The 24,943-nt window shown below is 73.1% G+C and carries 28 protein-coding genes and 1 pseudogene; 11 read left to right on the forward strand and 18 right to left on the reverse strand.

Features of this window, described 5'->3' with window-relative positions; genetic code table 11:
• Positions 1-2 precede the first annotated feature (2 nt).
• Genes mltG through WBN91_RS25185 form a run of 5 tightly spaced genes read right to left on the reverse strand, consistent with a single transcriptional unit; the run spans position 3 to position 5,099 of the window.
• The gene (gene mltG / locus WBN91_RS25165; protein WP_337727183.1) at positions 3-1,217 is read right to left on the reverse strand and encodes an endolytic transglycosylase MltG; all 1,215 of its coding nucleotides are present in this window, start codon (positions 1,215-1,217) and stop codon (positions 3-5) included.
• Entirely contained in the window at positions 1,214-1,729 is a 516-nt protein-coding gene (ruvX, locus tag WBN91_RS25170; RefSeq protein WP_337727184.1) for a Holliday junction resolvase RuvX, read from the reverse strand. The genes mltG and ruvX overlap by 4 nt, the downstream gene beginning before the upstream one ends.
• Positions 1,716-4,388: an alanine--tRNA ligase gene (gene alaS, locus WBN91_RS25175; RefSeq protein ID WP_337727185.1), complete on the reverse strand. Its 2,673-nt coding sequence runs from the start codon at positions 4,386-4,388 to the stop codon at positions 1,716-1,718. Before alaS ends, ruvX begins: the two co-directional genes overlap by 14 nt.
• A 55-nt stretch (positions 4,389-4,443) precedes the next feature.
• Complete coding sequence (locus tag WBN91_RS25180; RefSeq protein ID WP_121227867.1) at positions 4,444-4,710, reverse strand: hypothetical protein; 267 nt, start codon at positions 4,708-4,710, stop codon at positions 4,444-4,446.
• Positions 4,707-5,099 (reverse strand): DUF948 domain-containing protein, encoded by a 393-nt coding sequence (locus tag WBN91_RS25185; protein WP_121227865.1) that lies wholly within the window; start codon positions 5,097-5,099, stop codon positions 4,707-4,709. The genes WBN91_RS25180 and WBN91_RS25185 overlap by 4 nt, the downstream gene beginning before the upstream one ends.
• 319 nt (positions 5,100-5,418) lie before the next feature.
• On the opposite strand from WBN91_RS25185, the gene WBN91_RS25190 reads away from it, so the two are divergent.
• The gene (locus WBN91_RS25190; protein ID WP_337727186.1) at positions 5,419-6,606 is read left to right on the forward strand and encodes a cupin domain-containing protein; all 1,188 of its coding nucleotides are present in this window, start codon (positions 5,419-5,421) and stop codon (positions 6,604-6,606) included.
• 16 nt (positions 6,607-6,622) lie between these two features.
• A complete protein-coding gene (locus tag WBN91_RS25195; protein ID WP_337727187.1) occupies positions 6,623-7,633 on the forward strand; it encodes a sucrase ferredoxin in 1,011 nt (336 codons plus the stop codon).
• Here WBN91_RS25195 and WBN91_RS25200 read toward each other — a convergent pair.
• Complete coding sequence (locus WBN91_RS25200) at positions 7,614-8,345, reverse strand: SAM-dependent methyltransferase (RefSeq protein WP_337727188.1); 732 nt, start codon at positions 8,343-8,345, stop codon at positions 7,614-7,616. The two genes, WBN91_RS25195 and WBN91_RS25200, sit on opposite strands and share 20 nt — an antisense overlap.
• Positions 8,346-8,390: 45 nt before the next feature.
• On the reverse strand, positions 8,391-9,734 hold the full coding sequence (locus WBN91_RS25205) for a replication-associated recombination protein A (RefSeq protein WP_337727189.1): 1,344 nt from the start codon (positions 9,732-9,734) through the stop codon (positions 8,391-8,393).
• A 90-nt stretch (positions 9,735-9,824) separates the two neighbouring features.
• Here WBN91_RS25205 and WBN91_RS25210 point away from each other — a divergent pair, with 90 nt between their 5' ends.
• From WBN91_RS25210 to WBN91_RS25225, 4 genes are read left to right on the forward strand one after another with little or no spacing between them, the layout of a single operon-like run.
• Entirely contained in the window at positions 9,825-10,616 is a 792-nt protein-coding gene (locus tag WBN91_RS25210; protein ID WP_337727190.1) for a type VII secretion target, read from the forward strand.
• Positions 10,617-10,636: 20 nt separating this feature from the next.
• On the forward strand, positions 10,637-11,626 hold the full coding sequence (locus tag WBN91_RS25215) for a CHAP domain-containing protein (RefSeq protein WP_337727191.1): 990 nt from the start codon (positions 10,637-10,639) through the stop codon (positions 11,624-11,626).
• On the forward strand, positions 11,623-11,883 hold the full coding sequence (locus tag WBN91_RS25220; RefSeq protein WP_337727192.1) for a YbaB/EbfC family DNA-binding protein: 261 nt from the start codon (positions 11,623-11,625) through the stop codon (positions 11,881-11,883). The genes WBN91_RS25215 and WBN91_RS25220 overlap by 4 nt, the downstream gene beginning before the upstream one ends.
• On the forward strand, positions 11,883-12,155 hold the full coding sequence (locus WBN91_RS25225) for a hypothetical protein (protein WP_337727193.1): 273 nt from the start codon (positions 11,883-11,885) through the stop codon (positions 12,153-12,155). Before WBN91_RS25220 ends, WBN91_RS25225 begins: the two co-directional genes overlap by 1 nt.
• Here the strand turns inward: WBN91_RS25225 and WBN91_RS25230 are convergent.
• On the reverse strand, positions 12,122-12,880 hold the full coding sequence (locus WBN91_RS25230) for an ESX secretion-associated protein EspG (RefSeq protein WP_337727194.1): 759 nt from the start codon (positions 12,878-12,880) through the stop codon (positions 12,122-12,124). The two genes, WBN91_RS25225 and WBN91_RS25230, sit on opposite strands and share 34 nt — an antisense overlap.
• A 76-nt stretch (positions 12,881-12,956) precedes the next feature.
• Between WBN91_RS25230 and WBN91_RS25235 the strand changes: the two genes are divergently transcribed.
• Positions 12,957-13,703 carry a helix-turn-helix transcriptional regulator gene (locus WBN91_RS25235; protein WP_337727195.1) on the forward strand — a complete coding sequence of 249 codons (747 nt, stop codon included), beginning with the start codon at positions 12,957-12,959 and terminating at the stop codon, positions 13,701-13,703.
• Here WBN91_RS25235 and WBN91_RS25240 read toward each other — a convergent pair.
• The 5 genes from WBN91_RS25240 to WBN91_RS25260 are packed head-to-tail and all read right to left on the reverse strand — an operon-like array spanning position 13,630 to position 17,323.
• Positions 13,630-14,181, reverse strand: coding sequence for a hypothetical protein (locus WBN91_RS25240; RefSeq protein WP_337727196.1), 552 nt, complete (start codon positions 14,179-14,181; stop codon positions 13,630-13,632). The two genes, WBN91_RS25235 and WBN91_RS25240, sit on opposite strands and share 74 nt — an antisense overlap.
• Positions 14,178-15,437 (reverse strand): hypothetical protein, encoded by a 1,260-nt coding sequence (locus tag WBN91_RS25245; protein WP_337729405.1) that lies wholly within the window; start codon positions 15,435-15,437, stop codon positions 14,178-14,180. The genes WBN91_RS25240 and WBN91_RS25245 overlap by 4 nt, the downstream gene beginning before the upstream one ends.
• Entirely contained in the window at positions 15,430-15,696 is a 267-nt protein-coding gene (locus tag WBN91_RS25250; RefSeq protein WP_337727198.1) for a WXG100 family type VII secretion target, read from the reverse strand. Before WBN91_RS25250 ends, WBN91_RS25245 begins: the two co-directional genes overlap by 8 nt.
• A complete protein-coding gene (locus tag WBN91_RS25255) occupies positions 15,693-16,886 on the reverse strand; it encodes a PPE domain-containing protein (RefSeq protein ID WP_337727199.1) in 1,194 nt (397 codons plus the stop codon). The genes WBN91_RS25250 and WBN91_RS25255 overlap by 4 nt, the downstream gene beginning before the upstream one ends.
• The gene (locus WBN91_RS25260; protein WP_337727200.1) at positions 16,883-17,323 is read right to left on the reverse strand and encodes a hypothetical protein; all 441 of its coding nucleotides are present in this window, start codon (positions 17,321-17,323) and stop codon (positions 16,883-16,885) included. Before WBN91_RS25260 ends, WBN91_RS25255 begins: the two co-directional genes overlap by 4 nt.
• A gap of 120 nt (positions 17,324-17,443) precedes the next feature.
• Between WBN91_RS25260 and WBN91_RS25265 the strand changes: the two genes are divergently transcribed.
• Together WBN91_RS25265 and WBN91_RS25270 are read left to right on the forward strand one after the other, a co-directional pair.
• Entirely contained in the window at positions 17,444-18,055 is a 612-nt protein-coding gene (locus WBN91_RS25265; RefSeq protein WP_337727201.1) for a uridine kinase family protein, read from the forward strand.
• Between the two features lie 99 nt (positions 18,056-18,154).
• Positions 18,155-19,225: a lytic polysaccharide monooxygenase auxiliary activity family 9 protein gene (locus WBN91_RS25270; RefSeq protein ID WP_337727202.1), complete on the forward strand. Its 1,071-nt coding sequence runs from the start codon at positions 18,155-18,157 to the stop codon at positions 19,223-19,225.
• Between the two features lie 41 nt (positions 19,226-19,266).
• On the opposite strand, the gene WBN91_RS25275 is transcribed toward WBN91_RS25270, so the two are convergent.
• The 5 genes and pseudogenes from WBN91_RS25275 to WBN91_RS25295 form a co-directional block, all read right to left on the reverse strand.
• Positions 19,267-20,049: an energy-coupling factor ABC transporter ATP-binding protein gene (locus WBN91_RS25275; RefSeq protein WP_337727206.1), complete on the reverse strand. Its 783-nt coding sequence runs from the start codon at positions 20,047-20,049 to the stop codon at positions 19,267-19,269.
• Positions 20,050-20,064: 15 nt separating this feature from the next.
• A pseudogene (gene cbiQ, locus WBN91_RS25280) lies at positions 20,065-20,694 on the reverse strand (cobalt ECF transporter T component CbiQ); the annotation flags it as partial.
• Positions 20,691-20,975, reverse strand: a complete 285-nt coding sequence (locus WBN91_RS25285; protein ID WP_337727204.1) for a PDGLE domain-containing protein — start codon at positions 20,973-20,975, stop codon at positions 20,691-20,693. The pseudogene cbiQ and the gene WBN91_RS25285, both read right to left, overlap by 4 nt.
• Positions 20,972-21,661 carry an energy-coupling factor ABC transporter permease gene (locus WBN91_RS25290; RefSeq protein ID WP_337727205.1) on the reverse strand — a complete coding sequence of 230 codons (690 nt, stop codon included), beginning with the start codon at positions 21,659-21,661 and terminating at the stop codon, positions 20,972-20,974. The genes WBN91_RS25285 and WBN91_RS25290 overlap by 4 nt, the downstream gene beginning before the upstream one ends.
• A 166-nt stretch (positions 21,662-21,827) precedes the next feature.
• Positions 21,828-23,075, reverse strand: a complete 1,248-nt coding sequence (locus WBN91_RS25295; protein ID WP_443217797.1) for a YncE family protein — start codon at positions 23,073-23,075, stop codon at positions 21,828-21,830.
• 128 nt (positions 23,076-23,203) lie between these two features.
• Here WBN91_RS25295 and WBN91_RS25300 point away from each other — a divergent pair, with 128 nt between their 5' ends.
• Both WBN91_RS25300 and WBN91_RS25305 read left to right on the forward strand, forming a co-directional pair.
• On the forward strand, positions 23,204-24,340 hold the full coding sequence (locus tag WBN91_RS25300) for a helix-turn-helix domain-containing protein (RefSeq protein ID WP_337729113.1): 1,137 nt from the start codon (positions 23,204-23,206) through the stop codon (positions 24,338-24,340).
• 82 nt (positions 24,341-24,422) lie between these two features.
• A partial coding sequence (locus tag WBN91_RS25305) for a hypothetical protein (protein WP_337729406.1) occupies positions 24,423-24,943 on the forward strand: 521 nt, incomplete at its 3' end.

Here is a 24,943-nt window from a genome sequence, read left to right on the forward strand (position 1 = left end):
GGTCAGAAGACACCCTCCGCGCGGGCCTTCGCGACCAGGCGGTTGTGTTCGTCGATGTTGTCCGAGAAGCAGGACGTGCCGTCCTTCTGGCACTTCACGAAGTACATCCACGGGCCGGGCTCGGGGGTGATGGCCGCGGTGATGGCCTCGCGGCTCACCGAGCCGATCGGGGTCGGGGTGAGGCCCTTCACGCTGTAGGTGTTGTACGGGCCCGAGCGTTCCCGGTCCTCGTCGCTGGTGGTGATGATCGGGCGGTCCAGCTTGTAGTTGACCGTCGAGTCGAACTGGAGGATGTGGTTGTCCGCCAGGCGTCGGTAGATGACCTGGGAGACCTTGCCGAAGTCCTTCTCCAGGCCTTCCTTCTCGATCAGCGACGCGATGACCAGCACCTCGTACGGACGGAACCCCGTCTTCGTCGTGCCGCCGGGGATGCCGTAGCCCTGCAAGCGGGTGTTGGAGGTCTCGATGACGCTCTTGAGCAGCTCCACCGCCGACGCGCCGGGCTTGAGGTGGTACAGGCCCCGCGTGATCAGGCCCTCCAGCCGGTGCTCCTTGGGCGCCTTCGTCACGTCCGGCACGGCCCAGTCCGGGATGCCCAGCGCGGCCGGGTCCGCGTTCTCCGCCGCGTCCCTCAACTCCTGCGGCGTGACGCACTTCTTCACACCGTCCAACTCGGCGCACGACGCCTCGGACAGCATCGACAGGATGCCCTTGGTGACCTTGCCGTCGGGCGCGGTGATGTCGTGCAGGACGTTGCCGCCCTTGACCTCCAGCGGCACGACCTTGGCCTTCGGGTCGACCATCCGCTCGACGGCCGCCTTGCCCGACATCTTGGTCTTCATCAGGTAGAAGCCGGGCTGGATGGCGGTCACCCGCGAGTCGCCCTCACCCGCCTCGGTGAACGCCCGCGCGCTGGCCACCACGCCCTGCTCCTTGAGCGAGTTCGCGATGGTGGCGACCAGGTCGCCGTCCTTGACCTCGACCACGACGTCCGCTTCACCGGCGCCGGGGAAATCCTCGTAGGAGCCGATGCCGCGCAGCTGCTGGTAGCCGTAGTACGCGCCCGCGCCGCCGCCCACCAGCACCAACACGACCACGAGCCACAGGACGATCTTCTTGCGGCGTGCCTTGGCGCGCCGGGCGGCCACCGCGGCCTTGCCGCGCGGTCGGTCCTGCTGCACGTCAGGTTCGCTGAACAACCCGAGGTCGTCGCTCACGTGCGGTCCTTCGGTCCGGGGGCCTGTTCCTCGTCGCTGGAGCGGGCCACGTGTCGCGCCCGCGCGTCCAGCCACGACTGGAGGATCTCGACCGCGGCTGCCTGGTCCACGACGGCGCGCTGCTTCTTGCCCTTCACCCCACGCTCGGCCAGCACCCGGCTGGCCGTGACGGTGGTGAGCCGTTCGTCGTGCAGCCGCACCGGGACCGGGGCGACCCGCTGCGCCAACGCCGCAGCGTACGCCGCCGCCGCTTCCGCTGCCGGCCCGTGCCGCCCGGCGAGGGTTCGGGGCAACCCGACCACGACCTCGACGACGTCGTGCTCGGCGACGAGCCCGACCAGGTCCACCAGGTCCCGGCCGGTCTTCTCGTCACGCGACAGCGTAACCAGCGGCGTCGCCAGGAACGCCCCCGGGTCGCTGACCGCGACCCCGACCCGCACCGCTCCGACGTCGACGCCCAGCCTCCGGCCGAGGCCGGGGTCGTCGACGCCGGGACGGTCAGTGCTGCTCAACGGCGCGGTCCACCTCGGCGCGCAGGGCGGCGAGGGCCTCGCCCACCCCGGCGGGGTTGGTGCCGCCGCCCTGGGCCAGGTCCGGCTTGCCGCCGCCGCGACCGCCCACGGCCGGGGCGAACGCGGGCACCAGCTTGCCGGCGGCCAGGCCCAGCGAGCGGGCGGAGGCCGTGGTGGCCACCACGAAGCTCACCTTGTCGCCATCCGGGGCGAACAGGCCGACCACGCCGGGCCGGTCGCCGAGGCGGTTGCGCACCTCGCCGGCCAGGGTCCGCACGTCGGCGGCGGCCGTGCCCTCGGGCAGGGCCAGCGCCACCAGGGCCACGCCGCGCACGTCCAGGGCCTGCTCGGCCAGGGACCCGGCGGAGGACATCAGCTGGGCGGCACGCACCCGCTCCAGTTCCTTCTCGGCGTTGCGCAGCCGCTCCACCAGGGCCTCGACGCGGGCCGGGACCTCGGCGTCGGGCACCTTCAGCATGGCGGCGACGTTCTGCACCAGGGCCCGCTCCTGGGCCAGGTACTTGAACGCCTCGATGCCGACGTAGGCCTCCAGGCGGCGCACGCCCGAGCCCACCGACGACTCGCCGATGACGGTGATCGGGCCGATCTGCGACGAGTGCTCCACGTGCGTGCCACCGCACAGCTCGCGCGACCACGGGCCGCCGATCTCGACCACGCGCACGGTGTCGTCGTAGGTCTCGCCGAACAGGGCGACCGCGCCCATCTCCTGGGCGCCGCCCATGTCGGTGTAGACCACGCGCACCGGCAGGTCCTTGCGGACGGCCAGGTTGGAGACCTCTTCGATCTCGCTGCGCGTCTCCTCGGACAGACCACCCGTCCAGGCGAAGTCCAGCCGCAGGTAGCCGGGCTTGTTGTACGACCCGCTCTGCAACGCCGACGGGCCGAGCACCTGGCGCAGGGCGGCGTGCACGACGTGCGTGCCCGAGTGGCCCTGGCGGGCGCCGACGCGCCACTCCGGGTCGACGCGGGCCTCGACGTGCTCGCCCTCGGCGATCTCGCCGGAGAGGACCCGCACCTGGTGCACCCACAGCTTGCGGGCCACCTTCTGGACGTCCACGACCTCCAGCTCGGCGCTGCCGGACACGATCGTGCCGGCGTCGCTCTCCTGGCCGCCGGACTCGGCGTACAGCGGGGTGCGGTCCAGGACGACCTCGACGATGTCACCCTCGCGGGCGGAGCGGACCCGCTTGCCCTCGCGGATGATGCCGCGCAGCGTGGCCTCGGAGGCCAGCTCCTGGTAGCCGGTGAACTCGGTGGCCCCCAGGTCCAGCAGCTCCCGGTACACGGTCTGGTCGCCGTGGCCGGTCTTCTTGCCGGCGGCGTCGGCCTTGGCGCGGGCGCGCTGCTCGGCCATCAGCTTGCGGAACCCGTCCTCGTCCACGGTCAGGCCCGCTTCCGAGGCCATCTCCAGGGTGAGGTCGATGGGGAACCCGTAGGTGTCGTGCAGCTGGAACGCCTTGTCACCCGGCAGGGTGGCGCGGCCGTCGGCCTTGACCTCGGCGGCGGCGCTGTCGAAGATCCGCGACCCGGCCTCCAGCGTGCGGAGGAAGGTGTCCTCCTCGGCCTTGAGCACCTGGGCGATCCGCGGGAACCCGCTGACCAGGTCCGGGTAGGCGGGACCCATCGCGTCGCGCACGAGCTCGGCGAACTGCACCAGCACCGGCTCGGTCACGCCCAGCAGGCGGGCCGAGCGGATGATGCGGCGCAGCAGGCGGCGCAGCACGTAGCCGCGGGCCTCGTTGCCGGGAGTGACGCCGTCGCCGACGATGAGGACACCCGACCGGGCGTGGTCGGCGATGACCCGGAACCGGACGTCGTCGACCGGGTTGTCGCCGTACTTGCGGCCCGACAGCTCCTCGGCCTTCTGGATCACCGGCCGGACCAGGTCGGTCTCGTAGACGTTGTCCACGCCCTGGAGCAGCACGGCGACGCGCTCGACGCCCATGCCGGTGTCGATGTTCTTGTTGGGCAGCGAGCCGATCGGCTTGTGGCCCAGCTTCGGGCTCAGCTCGCCGCGCTCGTCCTGCATGAAGACCAGGTTCCAGATCTCCAGGTACCGGTCCTCGTCGACGACCGGGCCGCCCTCCTTGCCGTAGGCGGGGCCGCGGTCGTAGTAGATCTCCGAGCAGGGACCGCCGGGGCCGGGCACGCCCATGTCCCAGTAGTTGTCCTTGCCGTCACGGCGCTGGATGCGCTCGACGGGCAGGCCGGCGACCTTCTGCCACAGCTGCTGGGCCTCGTCGTCGTCCTCGTAGACGGTCACCCAGATGCGCTCGGGGTCGAAGCCGTAGCCGCCCTTGTCCTGGGGGTTGGTGACCAGCTCCCAGGCCAGGCGGATGGCGTCTTCCTTGAAGTAGTCGCCGAAGGAGAAGTTGCCCGCCATCTGGAAGAACGTGTTGTGGCGGGTCGTCTTGCCGACCTCGTCGATGTCGGGGGTGCGCACGCACTTCTGGATGCTGGTGGCGCGCTTGTACGGCGGCGGGGCCTCGCCCAGGAAGTAGGGCTTGAACGGCACCATGCCGGCGTTGACGAACAGCAGGTTCGGGTCGTCGAGGATGAGCGAGGCGGAAGGCACGACCGTGTGGCCGTTGTTCTCGAAGTGCTCGCGGAAGCGCTTGATGATCTCGTGGGTCTGCACGGGCTTGTCCTTGGATCTACGAGTGGAGTTCAGGGCACGGCGAGGCGAACGACCTCTAGCGGTCGTTCGCCCTGCGCGCTCGCCGACCCGGCGTGAAGCCCGTCTGACGTTCCACGGTGTCTTGCAACTCCTGCTCACGCTCGGTCATTCCCGCGCGGACCTCCGCGCCGAACGACCCGATGGCGCCGGCCAGCTCCCGCAGGCCCTCGCCGACGTTGGCCCCGATGCCCGCGGGCGTGGCGGCGTGCGCGGCCTGCCCCGCCTTGCGGGTGGCGAACACGCCCGCGGCGATGCCCAGCCCGAACCAGAACAGGCGCCTCATCGCCGACCCCGGCGGGAGTGCTTCTTGGGCTCCTGGGCGGCCTTGCGGCGGGCCTTGATGGCCTTGCTGACGCCGTAGGACAGGGCGGCGGCCTTGACCAGCGGACCGCCGAGGGTGGCGGTGAACAGCGAGGTCAGCGCGGAGACGTTGCCGGTGACCGCGCGCGCGTTGGCGGTGATGCCGTCCACCCGCTCCAGCTGGGTGTTCACGTGCGTGATCGTGGTGTTCGCGCCGGTGAAGATCGGGTCGCTGTTCTGGTGCGCCTTGCGGATGGCGATGGTGGCCTCGTCCAGCGTGCGGCCCAGCTTGATCAGCGGGATGGCCAGCAGGATCACCAGCAGCACGAACGCACCGGCGGCGACCAGCGCGGCGATCTGCCCTGGCGACACGAGTCCTCCTGAAAGGCGAGCTTGGGCGTGGTGCCAGAGAGGTTACCGGGTGCCACCCGAATGACCTCTGGTGGATATCGCTTGCCGACCTCCCACGTGTCGGGACAGCTCCCGAGGATTACTCAAATGACCGATGACTTCGCCGGTTTCGCTGTCGTAGCGTGATCTTCCGTCCGACCCCCCACACGAGGAGGAACCGGCATGGAGAACGACACCACCCAGGCCAGCGGTCTGCTGATCAGCGCCGAGCCGCTGACCAGCGCGGTCGACCGGAACAAGGCCAACGGCGCCCTCGACGACACCGACGGCAACGACTGAGTTGACCGTCCCGACCCTGGCTGACCTCGTCGCACCGATCGGGGTCAGCCAGTTTTTCCACGCGGTGCAGGGCCGGACCCACCAGCGGTTCCCCGGCCGTGCGGGGCGGTTCGCCGAGTTGCTGCCGTGGTCGGAGGTCAACCGGGTGCTGCGCCAGCACCGGCTGGAGTTCCCCAGGCTGCGGCTCGCGCAGGGCGGCGAGGTCGTCCCGACGCACTCCTACGCCGAGACCGTGGAGACCCGGCGCACCGGGCCGGTGTCCCGGCTGCTGCCCGCCGCGTTCGCCGAGAAGATGCGCGGCGGCGCGACGCTGGTGCTCGACTCCGTCCACGAGATGTTCGGTCCCGTCGGCGACCTGGCCGCCCAGCTGGAGCACGAGCTGCGGGAGCGGGTCCAGGTCAACCTCTACGCGGGCTGGGGCGTCACGCACGGCTTCGACGTGCACTGGGACGACCACGACGCGCTCATCATCCAGATCTCGGGCCGCAAGCGGTGGCGCGTGCACGGCGTGACCCGGCCGGCGCCACTCCAACGGGACGTCGTGCTGCCGGACAAGCCGACCGGCGAGCCCATCGACGACTTCATGCTGGAGGACGGCGACGTCCTGTACGTGCCGCGCGGGCACTGGCACGACGTGTCCGCGGTCGGCGAGGAGTCGCTGCACCTGACCATCGGGTTCAACCGGGCGACCGGCGTGGACCTGGTGGCGTGGCTGGCCGACCAGCTGCGCACGGAGGAGGTCTTCCGGACCGACCTGCCCCGGTTCGGCACGCCCGAGGAGAAGGCGGAGCGGGCGCGCGAGTTGCGGGAACGCGTAGTCGCGTTCCTGGACGACGACGTGGTGGCGCGGTTCCTCGACGACCGGGACGCGCAGGCCCCGGCCATCTCGCACGTGGGCTTCCCCTGGACGGCGACCCAGGACCTCCTGCCGCCGGGCGACGAGTCCGAGGTGCGGTTGCTGACGCCTCGTACTGTGCTTGAGCTGGGACCGGAGACGGTGTCGCTGGCCGCGGCGGGCAAGCGGCTGGTGTTCGCGAAGGCCGCCGCCCCGGTGCTGGAGGTCCTGGTCGGCGCCGCGCGGCACCCGATCAAGGAGCTGGTCGAGGCGGGCGCGCCGCTCCTCGACCGGGTAACCGTCCGGGCACTGCTCGGTGAGTTGGTCACACAAGGGGTGCTGGCTCCGGAGTGATCCGTTAGTCTTAGGTATGCCTAACATAAGTTCCGACGGGTTGCCGGGTTGCGCGGTCGTCACGCGCCAGCTCGGCGGGAACCCGGCCGGGACGGCGACGCTCATGACGTCGTGGCTGTTGATCGAGCAGCCCGGCCCGTGGCCCGCCGACGCGTTGGAGCAGACCCTGGCCTCGGTGTTCGGGCCGGGACGACTGGACGGGCCGCGGGCCGCCGGACTGCGGCCCCTGCTGATCCGCCGTCCCGGCCGCCACCAGCGCGACCCCTCCGCCCCGCACACCGTGTACGTCGGCAGCGGCGTCCCGGGCAACCGGTGGCTGGAGAAGATCGAGGTCGCCGACCTCGCCGAACTGGCGTCGCTGGACGTCGCCGCCGTCGCCGCGGGCATCCCCGGCCACGGCGAGCGCGTCGACGGTCCCCTGTTCCTGGTGTGCACGCACGGCACGAAGGACATGTGCTGCGCGGTGCTGGGCCGGCCGCTGGCGGGCGTGCTGGGCGAGAACCACCCGGGCCGGGCGTGGGAGGTCAGCCACGTCGGCGGCGACCGGTGGGCGGGCAACCTGCTGGTGGTGCCCGACGGGTTCATGCACGGTCAGCTCGACCCCGGCGAGGCGGCCCTGGTGGCGAAGTCCGCGCTGGTCGGGCAGGTCGTGGCGGAGCAGCTGCGGGGCCGGACGTCCGCGCCGAGCCCGTGGGCGCAGTACGCGGAGATCGCCGTGCGCAAGGCGTTCGGGCTGCGAGGTGTGGACTCGGTGCTGGCCGTGGACGAGCGGGTGCTCGAAGGCGAGACGCGGGTCGTGACCGTGCAGGGGCTGGACAACCTGTACGAGGTGACCGTGGAGCGCAACGGCCCGGCGGCGTCGGGCGCGAGCCGGTGCTCCGGCGTCATCGCGCCGCCCGCCTACACGACCCGGACGATCGAGGCTCTGGTGCGGGCGGGTGAGCGGTGGTTCCGGACGGGGAGCGCCGTCCCGTCCGGTATCCCCGACCGGACGGGACGGCGGTCCCTCACCGGCGGGCGAGCGTGAGGTAGGCGAACCCCAGGCGACCGCGGTAGCCCTTCAGCCAGGTGTCGCGGTGCTCGTCCACGACCTTGCGCACCCCGGCGGCCTCGACGTGGTCCGGGTGCTCGGCCAGCCACCGCTCCCGCGCCAGGCACCAGCGGGACTCGAAGCTGTCCCACTCGTCCAGGCTCGCGGTGGTCAGGTTGAACAGGCGGAAGCCCGCGTCCATCGCCGCGTCGACGAGTTCGTCGAGGCTGCCGATGCCGTCCTCGGCGAACATCTCCGCGATGTGCTCGGGCGGCGCCTGCTCCCAGAAGCCGTCGCCGAGCAGCAGCAGGCCGCCGGGGCGGATGCGCTCGTGCAGGGCGGCGAGGGTCTGGCCGGTGCCGCCCCAGGCGTGCGAGGAGCCGATCGAGATGGCCACGTCGGCGGTCGGGCCGTCCCACGTGGTGACGTCGCCCAGGTCCAGCCGGACGCGGTCGGACAGGCCCCTGGCCTGCGCGTTCGCCCGGCCGCGGTCGATGGCGTACTCGTCGCCGTCGACCCCGACCCCGGTGGCGGTGGGCTCGTGCTCCACGGCCCGCAGGAGGAGCTCCGCCCAGCCGCAGCCGTAGTCCACGACCGTCCGGTCGCGCAGGTCGCCGAGGCTGGTGACCAGGTCGTAGGACCTGGAGTCCGACAGCGGTGAGTTGAAGTCGAGGAGGGCGTGCCCGTTCACGGGTGGAGCGTCAGTCACGGCGCACACCGTCGCAGATGCGGCCGTGATCGTCATCAGGTTTTTCTATTCCTCGCCGCGCACGACCCTGCGGAGCTTGGGCAGGCGTTCGGCGATGTACCGCTCGGCGCCCCGGCCGGTCGGGACGTAGTAGTCGCGGCCGACCAGGTCGTCCGGCGGGTACTGCTGGGTCAGCACGCCCTCGGGCACGTCGTGCGGGTAGCGGTAGCCCTGGGCGTGGCCGAGCTTGGCCGCGCCGGCGTAGTGGCCGTCGCGCAGGTGCGGCGGGACGGTGCCGATCAGGCCCTTGCGGACGTCGGACATCGCTTCGCCGATCGCCACCGTCACGGCGTTGGACTTGGGCGCGGTGGCCAGGTGGACGGTGGCGTGGGCGAGGTTGAGGGCGCATTCGGGCAGGCCGATGAGCTGCACGGCCTGGGCGGCGGCCACGGCGGTTTGCAGGGCCGTGGGGTCGGCCATGCCGACGTCCTCGCTGGCGTGGATGACCAGGCGGCGGGCGATGAACCTGGGGTCCTCCCCCGCCTCGATCATCCTCGCCAGGTAGTGCAGGGCCGCATCCACGTCCGAGCCCCGGATCGACTTGATGAACGCGCTGGTCACGTCGTAGTGCTGGTCGCCCTGGCGGTCGTAGCGGACGGCCGCCTTGTCGACCGTGGACTCCAGCGTCGCGAGGTCCAGGACGCCGTCGGTGACCGCGTCCGCCGCCGCTTCGAGGGCGGTCAGGGCGCGGCGGGCGTCGCCGCCGGCCAGGCGGACCAGGTGGTCCTCGGCGTCGGGGGCGATGGTGATGGTCCCGTTCAGGCCGCGTTCGTCCTGGGTGGCGCGGTGGATGAGCGTGCGGACGTCGTCGTCGGACAACGGGCGCAGCTGGAGCACCAGCGAGCGGGACAGCAGGGGTGAGACGACCGAGAAGAAGGGGTTCTCGGTGGTCGCGGCGACCAGGAGGACGATCCGGTCCTCGACCGCGCCCAGCAGGGCGTCCTGTTGGGTCTTGGAGAAGCGGTGGACCTCGTCGATGAACAGCACGGTCGACTCGCCGGAGCGGACCAGGCGGCGGCGGGCCTCGTCGATGACCGCCCGGACCTCCTTCACGCCCGCCGACAGGGCGCTGAGCGCGGCGAAGCGGCGGCCGGTGGCCTGGGAGACGAGCGTGGCGAGGGTGGTCTTGCCGGTGCCGGGCGGGCCGTAGAGCATCACGGACGCGGGTGACGAGCCCTCCACGAGCCGGCGCAGCGGCGCGCCGGGGCCGAGCAGGTGGCCCTGGCCGACGACCTCGTCCAGCGTGCGCGGGCGCATGCGCACGGCGAGGGGCGCGTTGGCGGCGATGCGCTGCGCCTTCTCCTCGTCCGTGGCGCCGAACAAGCCCTCGTCGAACAGCCCTTCGTCCACATGTTCGACTGTAGCTCCCCCGTGCACAGCCGCTGTCCGAGCGTGCAACGCCGGTACCCGGCGGGGTCGCCCGCGGGCCAGGCTGGCGGCATGAGCAGGCTGAGTCCCGAGCAGATCGCCCGGCACGCCCACGACGCCGGGTTCCGCGGGGAGGACCTCACGATCGCCGTGGCGGTGGCGCTGGCCGAGTCCGGCGGCGACCCCCGCGCGCACAACTCCGTGCCGCCCGACAACTCCTACGGGCTGTGGCAGATCAACATGCTGGGCGCCCTGGGGCCGGCGCGGCGGCGCGAGTTCGGGCTGGAGTCCAACCGCGAGCTGTTCGACCCGGCGGAGAACGCCAAGGCGGCGAACCGGATCGCGCGGGACGGTCGGTCGTGGACGCCGTGGTCGACCTACACCAACGGCGCCTACCGGCGGTACCTGGACGAGGCGCGGCGCGGCGTGAAGGCGTTGCGGGACAACGGCTCTGGCGGCGGCGGTTCCGGCGGTGGGTCCGGCGGCGCTGGGGGCGGCGGGCGCGGTGGTTCTGGCGGTGGTGGGCGCGGCGGGTCCGGCGGCGGGCGGGGTGGGTCCGGCGGGTTCTCGGTGGACCTGGACGTGCTGCGGGACTTCACGCGGCGCACCCGGAGCACCGCCGACGACCTCACCGCCGTGGGCCGCGGGCACGTGCGCGAGGTGCGGGAGATCGCCGAGGACAGCTTCGGGCGCATCGGCAAGCAGTCCGGGTTCGCCGACGCCCTCGACGGGTTCGGCGCGGCGCTGCGCCGGCAGGTCAAGGCCGTCGCGCACAACACCGACCGCCTCGCCGACTCCGCCGCCCGGGCCGCGCGCTCCTACCAGGACCGCGAGGACGACATCGCCCGCTCGCTGAAGGGCTGACCACTGTGGACACACGCGCGATGGCGAAGCACTTCGCCGAGAGCATGATCGGGCACCGCAACCTGCTGGCGGGCAAGGCGGAGGACGCCGTCAAGGTCCAGTACGCCCTCAACCGCACCGCCGAGGCCCTCACCGAGGGCCACGAAGACCACCGGAAGGCGTCCAGGACCGTCCTGGACAACTGGAAGGGGCCGAACTCCGACGGCTTCGAGAAGCGCTCCGGCCGCATCGGCCGCCAACTCCGGGTCACCGCCGACGCCGCCCGGGACGCCGAGAAGGTCGTCGCCGGCGTCAGCGCGACCCTGACCACCAACCACACCCGAGCCCGCCAGGCCGTCGAGGAGTACCTGGACAAGGCCGTGCGCATCCTCGACGCGGGCGTGGCGGTCGGGACGCGCGCCGCCCTGCTCAAGGCGGTCGCGGCGGCGGCCGACCTCGAACCCCGCTACACCAAGGAGACCGCGGGCGCGGTGCGGCAGGCCCGTGCCGAGCTGGAAACCGCCGCCCGCAAGCTCAAGGCGTTGGAGCACGAGGTCGAGCACGACGGCATCGCCGACCCGCGAGGCCGCACGAGACCGTCCCGGGTGCGAGAACGCGGTCGGGTGCGCACGATCCTGGCCAAGGCGCGCGGTGAACTCGGCACCCGCGAGAACCCGCCGGGCAGCAACCGCAACCCGTACGGCCCCACGGCGGCGTGGTGCTCGTCGTTCGCCACGGCGATGTGGCGCAAGGCGGGGGTGGACATCCCGCTGCTGCCGTTCACCGGCGACGTCTTCCGCTGGGGGCAGCGCAACGGCAAGGCCTACACGAACCTCCAGCAGGTCCGCCCCGGTGACGTGCTGCTGTTCGGCACCGGGCCGCAGAGCACCGCCACCAGCAAGCACATCGGCATCGTCGAGAAGGTCCACGGCGGCACCGTCACCCTCATCGAGGGCAACTCCGGCGACTCCGTCCGCCGCAACACCCACAAGCTCAGCTCGGCCACGTTCTACGGAGGGGTGCACCCGTGATCAGCGCACACGCGCACGACCCGGACCGGGGGGTCGCCGTGGAGGTCGGCCCCGGCGGCGCGCTGCTGGACCTGACCCTGGACGGCCGCGCGCTGCGCCTGGGCAGCGACCTCGCCCGCACCATCCTCAGCCTCGTGGACACCGCGACCGCGCGGGCCGACGCACGGGCCACCCACGCCCTGGGCGACCTGAGCGAACTGGGCCTGGGCCGGTCCGACGAGGCCGAGGACACCACCCCGACGACGTGGAGGGTCTGATGGGCCTCGGAGCACGGCTGGACGACATCCGCGGCGAGGCGTCCGGCGACGGCGTGTCGGTGACCGTGGACCTGCACGGCAAGCTGGTCGGCCTGACCTTCGACCGGGACGCGTTCACCCGGCGGCCCGACGACCTCGCGGGCGTCGTGCGGCGGCTGGCCGAGGCGGCGACCGCGGACGCCCTGGCCCAGGGCATGGCCGTGGTGACCGAGGTCGTGCCCGCCTGGTGGTGGGACGATCAGCGGACCTCGTCCAGCAGCACGGCGAGGTGACGCACCAGCGCCGGGCCGTCCGCCGGTGCGATGCGCACCCACGGCTCGCCCGCCCCGTCCTCCGCCGCCATCGCGTACCGGCCGGCGGTGGTGTCGGTCCAGCTCAGCACGGGGGTCCGACCGCCGGGCCCGGTGGCGGCGAGCTGCCCGGCCGCGCCCCGGCCGGACTCCAGCAGCGTCGTGAGCGCCCGGGTCGCGCGCCCGGTGACGCCGGCCTGGGCGAGGGCGCGTTCCAGCGCGGCGTAGCCGCCGGTCGCGTAGGCGTCCACGGCCGCCGAGAACGCGGCCCGGGGCAGCCGGACCTGCTCGCCGGGACCGGCCTGGGCGTCGCCGATGACCTTCGCGATGGCCGGGACCGGGTCGGTGATGGGTTCCAGCGCGACCTCGCGGTCGTTGAGCACGGCCAGCACACCCCGCGACCCGCGCACGGCCGCGAGCACCCGCCACGGCTGGGGGCGGAAGACCAGCGCGTCGACGGACAGGGTGCTGCCGGTGAGGTAGCCGAACAGCTCCTCCAGCTCCGGCGCGACGTCGTCGCCGTCGGCCAGGCCCGCCGCCGCGAGCGCCCGGAACACCTGTGCGCCCAGCGCGTCCCGTTCGGCCAGGGTCTCGCCGTGCGACGGGACCTCCAGCGGGTACGGCGGGTCGCCCGCGCCCAGGTCCTCCCAGAGGAGGTCGAACTCGACGTGCGACAGGACGACCGCGGTCCCGGAACGGCGTGCCATGCCGCCCGAAGGTAGTGGGCCGCCGGGGCGCGGCGGGCGGGTTCCGCCGAACTCCCCCGGACGTAGGCTGCCCGACATGGACGTCGGCCACGGCTTGCTCACCGTCCGGGCGTCAGGCGCGGCGGCGGCCAGGGCCGCGCTCGGCGGCGCGCCACCGCAGGAGGTCCAGCTGCTGATGGGCTGCGCGGTGCCGAAGGGCCTGCCGGACGGCGGTGCGGCGCTGCGGCTGCCGGACTCGTCGCTGCACGTCTCCCCCGCCGGCGCGGTGCTGCTCACCGTCGCCGCGGCACGGCTGACCATCGGGTTCGGCGAGCTGAAACCCCTGATGTTCCAGCCCGTCCCGGTCGAGCCGCCGCTGCGCGCGGTGGTCGCCGGCGCGGTGGCGCACGTGCTGGCCGCAGCGCGGGCACTGGACCCGCACGGCCTGTCCCACCACCTAGTCGGACTCGCGGAACTGGTGCTGCGCAGCGCGTTGAAGGCCGAACTGGACCGGGTGGACGCCCTCGCCGCCCGCCGGCGTCAGGCGCTGGACTACCTGCGCGAGCACCTGTCCGATCCCGGCCTGAGCGCCGACCGGGTGGCCGAGGCGCTGTTCATCTCGCGGCGACGGCTGTACCAGCTGTTCGACGACGGCCAGGGCGTGTCGGAACGCATCCGGGGCCTGCGCGTCGAGCGGGCGAAGGCGCTGCTGGGCGACCCGGCGCGGGCGGGGCGCAGCGTCGCGGAGATCGCACGGGACTGCGGTTTCGTCAGCGCCGCGCACTTCTCGCGGACGTTCCGCCAGGTCGTGGGCGTGACACCGACCGAGTACCGATCCCGGTGAACTCGATCCCGGACACGAACCGCCCGGCGACCCCGGAGACGTCCAGCCACCCGCGCCCGGTCGGCGAGTGCACGGTGAACACCACCGCCACCGATTCCGCCCGCACGACCACCTGGAGCTGAGTCCCCGTCCCGGACACCGGTATCCGCTCGACGATCACCACCGGGTGGCCGGTCGCGGTGACCCCTTCGGTGACGTCCTGGATCGCCGGCCCGTGCAACAGGTGCGCTTCGGGCACCCGGTCAGCCGGCACCACGATCGCCACCAGGAGCGCGGGATCGGCACCGGGGTGCTCGACCACCGCGAGCAGCGCCGCACCGTGGCTGTGCGCGAGATCGGCGGCCTGGACGGCGGACACCTCGAGCCCGGGGTCGAGCGTCCCCTTGATCCGCCGCAGGACTTCGAGCAGGTCGGCCGCCGTGCGCTCGGGCGCACCCAACGCCACCGGGGTGACCCCCGGCACCACGGGAACTCTCACCCGAGCCCCGCCAAGAACGCCGCCGCCCCGCCCCGCCCCACGCCCGCGCTCCCCGCGCCCATGCTTCCCGCGCCTTCACTCCCGGCAGTGTCGGTCCCCCGTGGGACAATGGAATCGGGGGCCGGAGGCCGCGCCCCGAACAACACCGAGGCCATCTCCTCGGCCGCGCCCGAGAACCCGGCCAACGCCTCCACGAACCCACTGCCGGCGAACCCGCCTCCTGCACCCACGAACCCGCCGTCCGCGAACTCAGCACTCCCACCGCCTGCACCCGCGCCACCCGCGAACTCAGCACTGCCGCCGCCTGCGCCCGCGCCGCCCGCGAACCCGCCGCCCGCATGCCCACTGCCTGCACCCGCGCCGCCCGCGAACTCAGCACTGCCGCCGCCTGCGCCCGCGCCGCCCGCGAACCCGCCGCCCGCATGCCCACTGCCTGCACCCGCGCCGCCCGCGAACTCAGCGCTCCCGCCGCCTGCACTCCCGCCGCCTGCGTGCCCACCCCTGGCACCCGTGCCGCCCGCGAACTCCGCGCCCGCGCCGCCCGCCGACCAAGCCCCAGCGCCAGCCGACCCGGCCCCAGTGCCAGCCGACCAGGCCCCTGTGCGGGCCGACCCGGCCCCAGCGCCGGTGTCCGCCACAGCGTCCCGCTCGTTCCCGGTGTTCTGCGCGGCTTCGGTGTTCCGCAAGCGTTCCGCGACCCGCCGGGCCGCCGCGTGGTGGTCGCGTTCGAGCAGCCGGGCCTCCGCCAGCACCTCCGCCAGCCGCCGGGCGAGGTCGTCGTGCCGGGTCACCGCCGCCGCGTGCAGCTCACCGTGTGCCGGGGTGAAGGTGGCCAGGGCTCCGGTGTGGTCGACCTCGTCGGCGGCGTCGGCGAGTTCCCGCCGCAGCCGCACCGCCCGCGCGTCCAACTCCTCCGCCCGACGCCGGTTGCCCAGCAACTCGGTGGCCCACGCGTCGAGCACCTCCGCCACCGCACGCATCGCCCGGCGCACCGCCGCCAACTCGGCCACCACGGCCGCCCACCGCACCGAAAACCCCTCCGCCGCCGCGCCCGACCACCCCGAAGGATCCCCTGCCCCTGGTGCCCCCGACCGCCCCGCAGGACCGCCTGGTGCCCCCTCCGCGGATGCTGCCGCCGACCATCCCGCGGGCACCGCCGGCACGTCCACGACCGACGCACACCGAGCGCTCACCGCCGCGATGGCCTCGGCGTCACCCGGCGTCGGGTCGAACCCCAGCCCCCGGTAGTCAGCCACGCTCCCACCTGTCCGCCTGCCGGTACGCCTCGCCGGCCTCCCGCACCGACTCCGCCACCCCCGCCAGGTCCACCGCCCGCAACCGCGCGACCCACCCGGTGACCAGCCCTTCGACCACCTCGGTGATGCCCTGCGGCCCCAGGTCGCCCACCGATCCGTCCACAGTGGACACAACGCGGTCGAGGTCGTCGGCCGCCTCGGACAGCCGGTTCGCGTACCAGGTCAGCTCGTCCGGGTCGACCTGGAAGCCGTCGCTCATTCGCCCAGCACCGGCGGGAACGCGGGCGGCAGGTCGTCCAGCAGGTCGAGGCCGTTGTCGTAGCGGTTGCGGTGCTCGCGGTCCTCCTCCTGGTTCGGGGGAGCCACCGGCGGGTACATGCCGAACCCTCCGGCCGCACCCGCGCCACCCACGACCCCACCCCGAGCGACCACGCCCGGAGCCGCACCACCCAGCACACCCGACGACCCACCGGCCCCCAGCGGACCGAAGCCACCACGCCCCGCACCACCGGCCCCGAAGCCACCCTGGCCACCGCCAGGCCCGAAGCCACCCTGACCACCAGGCCCGAAACCGCCCTGGCCACCGGGTCCGAAACCGCCCTGGCCACCAGGCTGCACACCACCGGGACCCGGAACCCCCGTCACGGCCGCCACGGACGTCGTGTCACGCGGACCACCGGCAGGGACGTGCGGCTCCTCGGGCGACACTGGAGTGCCAGGCACGGGCACCGGAGTGCCCGGCGTCCAGGAAGGCGGAACCTGGTCCGCGTGCACCTGGGCACCGGCCGGTGCGGGCTGGTCGAAGGTCGGCAGGGCGGTGTGCACCTCCCGGCTGGCCGCCTCGTAAGCCACCATCACGTCCACGGCCCGCGCCTTCGCCGCCTGCTGCTCCTCCTTGCTCGGCCGGTGGTCGTCCAGCAGCTGCCGCAGGAAGTACGCGCCCTCCGGCCCGTCGAGGGTCGTCACGTCGTACCCCTCGCGGAACCACTTCTCGGCGTCCGGGTGCACCGGCTCGGGCATCCGCCGCGCCGCCTCCTCCACCGCCGACGTGTAAGCCGTCAAGCCCGTGCCCACGCCGTAAGCACGCCGCGACGCGTCCGCCGCCCACTCCGTCAGCCGGGACACCGACTCCGCCGCCGCGACCGACGACGGCCCCCGCCACGACATCACCAGCCGCTGCACGAGGTGCTGCACGTCCCCGGTGGCGCGGTCGACCTCGCCGGCCAACGCCTGCCAGTCGTGCGCGCGACCGCCCATCCGGCCGGTGTCGGCGGACTTGACCATGTTCCACAGCTCGCGGTGGGTGTAGACGGCCCAGTTGATGTCGCCGAACTTCTCGGGCAGCCGGTTGGCTTCCTTGTCCTTCCGCACGCGCCGCGCTTTGCGCAGCGCCCGCGCGCTGGGCTGGTGGTCCTGGGACCAGTACCGGTGCTTGCGCTGCTCGGTCACCTGCGCCTCATCGTGTCCGCGACGGCTTCGTCCTGGGTCTGGTGGGTGACGCCGACCTGGTGCAGGGCCGCGCGCAGCGCACCCAGCTCGTCCAGGTACGACCGCAACGCCCCCTGCACCCCGCTGTGCCCGGCGCGCAGCCCGAACGCGGCGCGCATGTGCCGGGAGACGGGGCCGTGCCCGTCGCCGAACGGGCCTTCCAGCCGGACGGACTCCGCGAGCCGGGTGGAGATCTCGTCGTGCAGCGCGTCCAGCCGGCGCAGCGCCTCGGCCAGTTCGGCCGGGTCCAGCTCGATCCGGTCGGCCTGCGCGACGACGTCGGCGAACCCCGCTCCGGTCGGCGCGGCGACGTCCGGTGGACGCTCGTGCCGCGGTCGGTCCCGGTCGAGCTCGTCGAGCATCCGCCGCGCGTGGTTCTCGTCGCGCACCCTCTCCATGAGCGACATCGTGGCGGGTCGTCGCGCTCAGTGCCAGACCCGGTGCACAGCGGAGCACTCGCCGTGCACAAGGGGACAAGCGTCGCGGTGGCCGCGAGGGGTGTGCGACCATTGCATTCCGTGCCGTCACTTGCCGTTCACCCGCGCGTCGTGCTGCTCGCCGGTCCGTCCGGTTCGGGGAAGTCCACCCTCGCCGCCCACCTGGGTTGGCCCGTGCTGCGCCTGGACGACTTCTACCGCGAGGGCGACGACCCGCTGCTGCCGCGCGACGCGGCCGGGCGTGCGGACTGGGACGCCGAGGAGTCGTGGAACACCGCGGACGCGCTCGCGGCGGTGGTCGAACTGGCCACGACCGGGCGCGTCGAGGCCCCGGTGTACGCGCTCGGCGAGGACCGGCGGGTCGGGTGCCGGGTCGTCGAGACCGAGGGGCCGTTCATCGCCGAAGGGCTGTTCGCGGACCGGCTGGTGTCCGGAGCCCGTGAAGCCGGGGTGCTGCTGGACGCGATCGTGTTGGCTCCCAACGCTTTCGTCACCTTCGTGCGGCGGTTCGCGCGGGACGTGGCGGAGGCGCGCAAGCCGGTGCCGCTGCTGCTGCGGCGGGGCTTGAGGTTGCTCCGGGAGCAGCCTTCGGTGGTCCGGCGGTGCGCGGTGGCCGGGATGCGACGGCTGACGCCGCACCAGGCGCGCGAGCAGTTGGGGCAGCTCGCGGTTAAGCCCGTTGAGACGGTCTGACTGAGCCGTAAGGCTGCTTTTCGTTCACATATAGCACAGCAATGGTTACAGTCGGCTCGACTGGGAGCGCTCCCAGACCTCGACGAGGAGGTAACCGACGTGACGACCCGACGATGGCTCGCCGCACTGGCGATGGCCGCCGCCGGACTGCTGGTCGCGGTGCTCCTGAACGCGTCCACGGCGTCCGCGCACGGCGCCATGATGAAACCGGGCAGCCGCACCTACCTGTGCTGGCAGGACGGGCTCACCCCGCAGGGCAACATCGTCCCGGTCAACCCCGCCTGCGACGCCGCCGTGAAGGCCGGCGGCACCAACGCGCTCTACAACTGGTTCGGCGTGCTGCGCTCCGACGGCGCCGGCCGGATGGCGGGCTTCATCCCGGACGGCAAGCTGTGCAGCGGCAACAACCCCACGTTCGCCGGCTTCGACGTCGCCCGCGACGACTTCCCGGTCACGCACCTGACCGCCGGCGCGAACTTCAACTACACCTACAACATGTGGGCCCACCACCCGGGCACGTTCCGGCTCTACGTCACCAAGGACAGCTGGAGCCCGACGCGCCCCCTGGCGTGGAGCGACCTGGAGTCCACGCCGTTCCTGTCGGTCACCAACCCGGCCCGCTCGGGTGCGGTGGGCACGGCGGAGGGCCACTACTACTGGAGCGGGCAGCTCCCATCGGGCAAGTCGGGCCGGCACATCGTCTACTCGGTGTGGCAGCGGTCGGACTCGACGGAGACGTTCTACAACTGCTCCGACGTGGTCTTCGACGGCGGAAACGGCGAGGTCACCGGTGTCGGGCGCCCCGGCAACCCGACCACGACCACGACGACCAGCACCACCACCACGACCCCTCCCCCGTCGGGGTCGCACTGCATGGCCATCTACAAGATCACCAGCGCGTGGCAGGGTGGCTTCCAGGGTGAGGTGGAGATCATGAACCACAGCGCCAGCCCGTACAACGGGTGGTCGGCGAAGTGGACCTACGCCGGCGGCCAGACCATCACCAACGTGTGGAACGGCGTGAAGTCCGGCTCCGGGTCCGAGGTCGTGGTGAAGAACGCCGAGTGGAACAAGACCGTGGGCGTCGAGAAATCGGTGACGTTCGGCTTCACGGCCAGCTACACCGGCAGCACCAACCCGATTCCCGAAGTGACCTGCACCAGCCCCTAATGGCCGGTCGGGCGGGGCGCAACGGCGCGCCCCGCCCGACATCAGTCCAGGCGGAAGCCGAACGGCAGTTCCAGGCGGTGGCGGGCGAGCAGGTCGGCGTCGGCCAGGATCTCCCGGGTCGGGCCGTCCGCCACGACCACCCCGCCGTCGACCAGGACGCTGCGCGGGCACATCTGCAAGGCGTACGGCAGGTCGTGGGTCACCATCAGCATGGTGCGGTCCAGGCCCAGCAACACCTCGGCCAGCTCCCGGCGGGCCACCGGTTCCAGGTTCGCCGACGGCTCGTCGAGCACGAGGATCTCCGGGTCGCACGCCAGCACGGTGGCCAGGGCCACGCGCCGGCGCTGGCCGCCGGACAGGTGCAGCGGGGAGCGGTCGGCCACGTCCGCCATGCCCACGGCGTCCAGCGCGGCCCGGACCCGGTCGTCGAGCTCGTCGCCCTTCAGGCCGAAGTTCGCCGGCCCGAAGGCCACGTCCTGGCGCACGGTGGGCAGGAACAGCTGGTCGTCCGGGTCCTGGAAGACGACGCCCACCCGGCGGCGGATCTCGCGCAGGTGCTCCTTGGTCACCGGGAGGCCGGCGACCTCGATGCGGCCGGAACCCCCGCTCAGCACGCCGTTGAGGTGCAGGACGAAGGTGGTCTTGCCGGCGCCGTTGGGGCCGAGGACGGCCACGCGCTCGCCGCGTTCGACGCGCAGGTCGATGCCGAACAGGGCTTGGTGACCGTCCGGGTAGGCGTAGGCGAGCCGCTCGACGACCAGCGCGGGCGCGGTGCGCTCGACCGGTTCGTGCACGACCACCGCACTCCCCCGCCCGTCCGGCATCCGGCCCGTCCAGCCGCGCGACACCATAGCCAGGTGGACGCGCTCGCCGCGTTCGTAGGACCGGATGAACAGGCTGCCCACGCCCTTCGCGGTGGCCCCGAGCTGCCAGAGGAAGCGCGGGTCGTCACCGCGGGAGATGCGGGCCACGCGCATGCGCTTGGCCTCGGCCACCACGACCTCGGCGTAGCGCAGCATCAGCGTGGCGATGGTGACCAGCACCGACGGCAGGCGCAGGCGTTGCAGCCCCAGCAAGAGGTCTTGCGGTGCGGTGGTGGCGGCCAGGGTCAGGGAGACCAGGACGCCCAGGGTGCCCTTGGCGAGGATGTTCCAACCCGCCAGAGCGCCCTCCACCGACACTTCCAGGCCCAGGAACGTCGTGTAAGGGGCGTGGCCGGTGAACGGCAACGCGAAGGCCAGCACCACGAACGGCAGTTCGATCAACGCTCGGGACGCGAACCAGCTCGGCGGGATGCGCGCGACGAACCACACGGCCGTGATCGCCAGCAGGTAGACGCCGAACGCCGCGAACGCCTCGCGCGGTGTCGCCACCACGCACAGCACCGCCACCACCGCGGCGACGATCTTCACCTGCGGCGGCAGGCGGTGCACCGGCGAGTCGCCCGGACGGTGCAGGACCCCGTTCACTTCGACGGGGAACGCTTGCGCAGCAACCAGAACAGGCCGCCCGCCACGGCCAGCGTGAGCACCACGCCGACCACTCCCGCCAGGCCGGTGAACCGGTCGTCGCCGCCCAGCGCGTAGTCCGCGAACGGGCTGCCCGCCAGCGGGTGGTCCTGGGCGTGCTCGGCGATGCCGTGCTCCTCGGTGACGTGGTCGAGCCCGTCCGGGTCGGAGCTGGCGAAGTAGGACACGGCGCCCGCGAGCACCAGGCTCACCACGGCGAACCAGACGAAGAAGCGCTTCACGCCTTCAGCTCCAGCTTCTGCGGCACGCCGCGCAGCAGGTACACCAGGTCGGGACGGGCGGCGGCGACGGCGGTCACTGTGACGGCGGTGATCACGCCCTCGCCGATGCCGATGAGGACGTGCACGCCCAGCACGGCGGTGGCCACGGTCCCGAAGGACACCCCGCCCGCGCCGCCGATCGCGTACTCCAGCACGAAGCCGAAGCTCGCCAGCACGGTGTTGACCAGCGCGGACAGGAACGCGACCACGACCAGCCCGCCCTTGCCGCGCTTGGCCAGGCCGCGCAGGGCGACGGCGGTCAGGTAGCCGACTGCGGTGCCGATCAACGCCATGTTGGTGACGTTCGCGCCCAGCGCGGTGACGCCGCCATCGGCGAAGAACAGGGACTGGACGACCAGCACGATGGTCACGCACAGCGCGCCCACCCACGGTCCGACCAGGATCGCCGCGAGCGCGCCGCCCAGCAGGTGCCCGCTGACACCGGGCAGCACGGGGAAGTTCAGCATCTGGGTGGCGAACACGAACGCCGCCACCAGGCCCGCCAGCGGCGCGGTGCGGTCGTCCAGGTCACCTCTGGCCTTGGCGAGGGCGACCCCGACCCCCACCACGGCGACCGCGACGAACAGCAACGACGTCGGCGCGTTGAGCAGGCCGTCGCTCATGTGCATGGCTACCGGTTCGGACACGGTCACCACCGTAATTGCCAGCCTCCTGTTGTGACCAGCTTTGTGCAACAACGCTCACCCGACTGCCGGGCACGGGGTCCGGTGGGTGCGACCCCACCGGACCCCGCCCGGTCCCGTCGCGGGTCAGCCCGGTCCCGTCGCCGGTCAGTCCGGGTCCCGTCGCGGGTCAGCCCGCCGCCGGGCCGGTCCAGCCCGCGGGCACGTGGCCCAGACGGACGCGCTGCGGGTGGTCCCCCACCGGGACGGAGGCGATCTTGCGCCCGGTGGCGAAGTCGATCGCGGTCACCTGGTCCGCGCCGCTCTCGGAGATCACGCACGCCTTGCCGTCACCGCTGACCGTGGCCCAGTACGGCTTGGACGCGGGGACGAGCGCGCCCTCGGCCAGGGTCGCCCGGTCCACGACGGTGGCGTAGTCGTCCATCGTCCCGGCGACGCACAGCTTGGTGCCCGCGGGGTTCACGGACATGCCGTGGTGGCGGGAGTCGTTGACCCAGGTGGTGCGGTCCTCGCTGGTGGCCGGGTTCTTGGGCAGGGTCTTGACGCGGGTGATGCGGTCGGCGACGACGTCGTACTCCAGGAAGCCGTGGAAGAACGACACCTGGAAGTACAGCGTGGACTCGTCGGGCGTGAACGCCACCGGGCGCACGGCGTCGGACAGGTCGGAGCGGCCGAACGCGTCCAGGCGCTGCCGCATGTCGATCACCCCGACCTGCTGGAACGTGGCGGCGTCGACGACGGTGATGCGGCGGTCGCCCTTGGTGAAGTCCAGCCACGGCGCGTCCAGCGCGGTGTTGACCTCGCCGATGGACATGTTCCACAGGCGCGTGCCGCCGGCGGTGAAGACGTTCTCGTGCGGCTTGTCGCCGGTGGCGAACTTGCCGACCTCACGGCCGGTGGTGATGTCCAGGACGTGCACGGTGTTCGAGGTGGACGCCGACACCGCGACCCGCGTCCCGTCCGGGGAGACCGTCATGTGGTCGGAGCGGAAGCCCGACACGGGGAACCGCCACCGGATCCGGCCGGTGGCCAGGTCGATGGACACCACGTCGGCGAAGCTGGGCCGGGACGCGACCACGGCGGTGCCGTCGGGCGTGGTGTACATGTCGTCGACGAACTGGTCGTGCCCCTCGCCGGGGCCGCTGCGGATGCCGAGGAAGAACGCGAGCTTGACGGGGTTGAGGTAGATCTCCCGCAGCCGCTCCTCCTTGTCGGGGATCACGTCGATGCGGGCGATCTTGGCGAAGTCGCCGCTGGGCGCGATGACGTCGGCGGTGCCGTCCCAGTTGTTGCCGACGAACAACACCTGGCGCAGGGGAGGTTCGGCGGTGGCCTGCGGTGGTTCGGCGGCGGCCGGCGCGGAGGTCGCGAGCAGGGCGCACGCGGCGAGCAGGGCCGCCGTTCGGAGTGGTCGCACGGGACACCCTTTCGGCTCTGAAGAGGTGTGGGCACCAGACAAGCGGGTTTCGGCGTTCCGGCGGTAGGGGAGCGCGCCCAACGACCCGCAAGCTCGTTGTGCCAGTGCCACAACATGGAGGGGGCGCGGTGCGCGACGACCTGGTTCAGCGGGTGTTCCGGGAGATGGCCACGGACGTCCGCGTCGTCGAGGAGCTGGTCCGGGTGGCCCGGCGCAGCGCGGCGGACGTGGCGGCACTGCCGGAGGCCGAGACCCGCCGGCACGTCCAGGTCCTGCTGGCCGCCGCGCTGGACTTCTTCGAGCGGTCGGGCGAGCCCGACGACCGCCACTTCGCCGCCGCCGAGGCCCTGGGCGCGGACCGGGCGGCGCAGGGCATCTCCATCGACGGTCTGCTGCGGGGCGTGCAGGCGGGTCGGGCGGAGGCGATGAAGATCGCCATCGCGCGAGGCCGGGAGGCCGGCGTGCCGTCGGAGGCGATCCTGGAGGCGGTCCTGGACATGGACCGCTACACCGGCGCGCTGGAGCGGCACGTGGTCAACGGCTACCACACGGCCGAACTGGAACTGTCCCGCACAACCCGGGACGCCGACACCCACCTCCTGCGCCGCCTGCTCCTGCACGGCGACACCCCCACCCCCGGCGAACTGCGCCGCGCGGGCCTCACCCCCGGCCACCGCTACCACTGCCTGGTCTCGGACGTGAGCGACCCGGGCCGGGCGAGGGTGCTCGAACAGCACCTGCGCGGCAGCGGCGGGGTGTTCGGCCTGGTGGAGGGCAGGTTGTCCGGCTTGGCGACCCGCCTGGCCGACCTGGCCGCCCTCCCGACCGCCGTCCCGGGCGTCCTGCTGGTCGCGGCCCCCGCCGCTCCACTCGACCACGTGCACGACATCCACCCGCTGTGCGTGGCGGCGACCGGCCTGGCGAGCCGCGCCGGCCGGACCGGCTTGCACCACCTGACCGACCTGGCCGGCGAGGTCGCCCTGCACGCGCAACCCGTGCTGGCCACCCTGCTGGCCGACACCCTGACCGCCCTGGACCCCACCGACGACTTCCACCGCGAACTGGTAGCGACCGCCCTGGTCCACCTCGACCACGGCCAACGCCTCCGCCACGCCGCCACGGCCCTGCACGTACACCCGAACACCGTCCGCTACCGCCTGGACCGCCTGGCCGAGTTGACCGGCACACCGTGGGACGAGCCCCCGCCTTCGGTCCTAGCAGGGCTGTGCCGGTGGTGGTCCCTGCGGGTGTGGCTGGACCGGTGAGCTGGTGGGCATGGTGTTGATGTGTTGGACGCTCGCGCAGTTTTGGGGCGGGGAACATCGCGATCGTCCAACAGAAACAGGTATGTGGTTCAGGGCGCACGGGCGCGGGCCGGCGCGCGCGGCGGGCGGCAGGCGCGGCGGCGGCGGGCAGGGCGGCGGCGGGCCGGGCGGCGGCAGGCAGGGCGGCGGCAGGCAGGGCGGCGGCAGGCAGGGCGGCGGCAGGCAGGCGCGGGCGCAGCGACAGGCGGGCGGGGGCTGGCGCAGCGGCGGGCAGGCGCGGGCGCGGCGGCGGGCAGGCGCGAGCGGTAGTGGGCACGACGCCGGGCAGGCAGGCGCGGGCGCGAAGGCGGGCGGGGGGCGCAGCAGCTGGCAAGCAGGCGGGGGACGCGGCGGCCGGCGAGCAGGCGCGGCGGCGGCAGGCAGGCGCGGCGACAGGCGGCAGCCCGGGCGCACGCTCCGCGTGCTTGGGCAGCGGGCGGCAGGCGCAGCGGGCGGCAGGCGGCGGCAGGCAGGCGCGGGCGCAGCGGTAGCGGGCGGGGGCAGGCGCAGCGGCAGGCTGGCGGCAGGCGGGCAGGCGCGGGCGCGGCGGCGGGCAGGCGCGGA

This window comes from Saccharothrix sp. CCNWYY140, assembly GCF_037401995.1.
GTDB lineage: Bacteria > Actinomycetota > Actinomycetes > Mycobacteriales > Pseudonocardiaceae > Actinosynnema.

Bases quoted from the DNA above. Each gene is read 5' to 3' on its own strand.
- WBN91_RS25180 (WP_121227867.1), bottom strand. From the start codon at position 4,710: ATGAGGCGCCTGTTCTGGTTCGGGCTGGGCATCGCCGCGGGCGTGTTC.
- WBN91_RS25225 (WP_337727193.1), top strand. From the start codon at position 11,883: ATGGGCCTCGGAGCACGGCTGGACGACATCCGCGGCGAGGCGTCCGGC.
- WBN91_RS25215 (WP_337727191.1), top strand. From the start codon at position 10,637: ATGGCGAAGCACTTCGCCGAGAGCATGATCGGGCACCGCAACCTGCTG.
- WBN91_RS25195 (WP_337727187.1), top strand. From the start codon at position 6,623: ATGCCTAACATAAGTTCCGACGGGTTGCCGGGTTGCGCGGTCGTCACG.
- WBN91_RS25260 (WP_337727200.1), bottom strand. From the start codon at position 17,323: ATGGAGAGGGTGCGCGACGAGAACCACGCGCGGCGGATGCTCGACGAG.
- WBN91_RS25210 (WP_337727190.1), top strand. From the start codon at position 9,825: ATGAGCAGGCTGAGTCCCGAGCAGATCGCCCGGCACGCCCACGACGCC.
- WBN91_RS25230 (WP_337727194.1), bottom strand. From the start codon at position 12,880: ATGGCACGCCGTTCCGGGACCGCGGTCGTCCTGTCGCACGTCGAGTTC.
- WBN91_RS25275 (WP_337727206.1), bottom strand. From the start codon at position 20,049: ATGCCGGACGGGCGGGGGAGTGCGGTGGTCGTGCACGAACCGGTCGAG.
- WBN91_RS25235 (WP_337727195.1), top strand. From the start codon at position 12,957: ATGGACGTCGGCCACGGCTTGCTCACCGTCCGGGCGTCAGGCGCGGCG.
- WBN91_RS25250 (WP_337727198.1), bottom strand. From the start codon at position 15,696: ATGAGCGACGGCTTCCAGGTCGACCCGGACGAGCTGACCTGGTACGCG.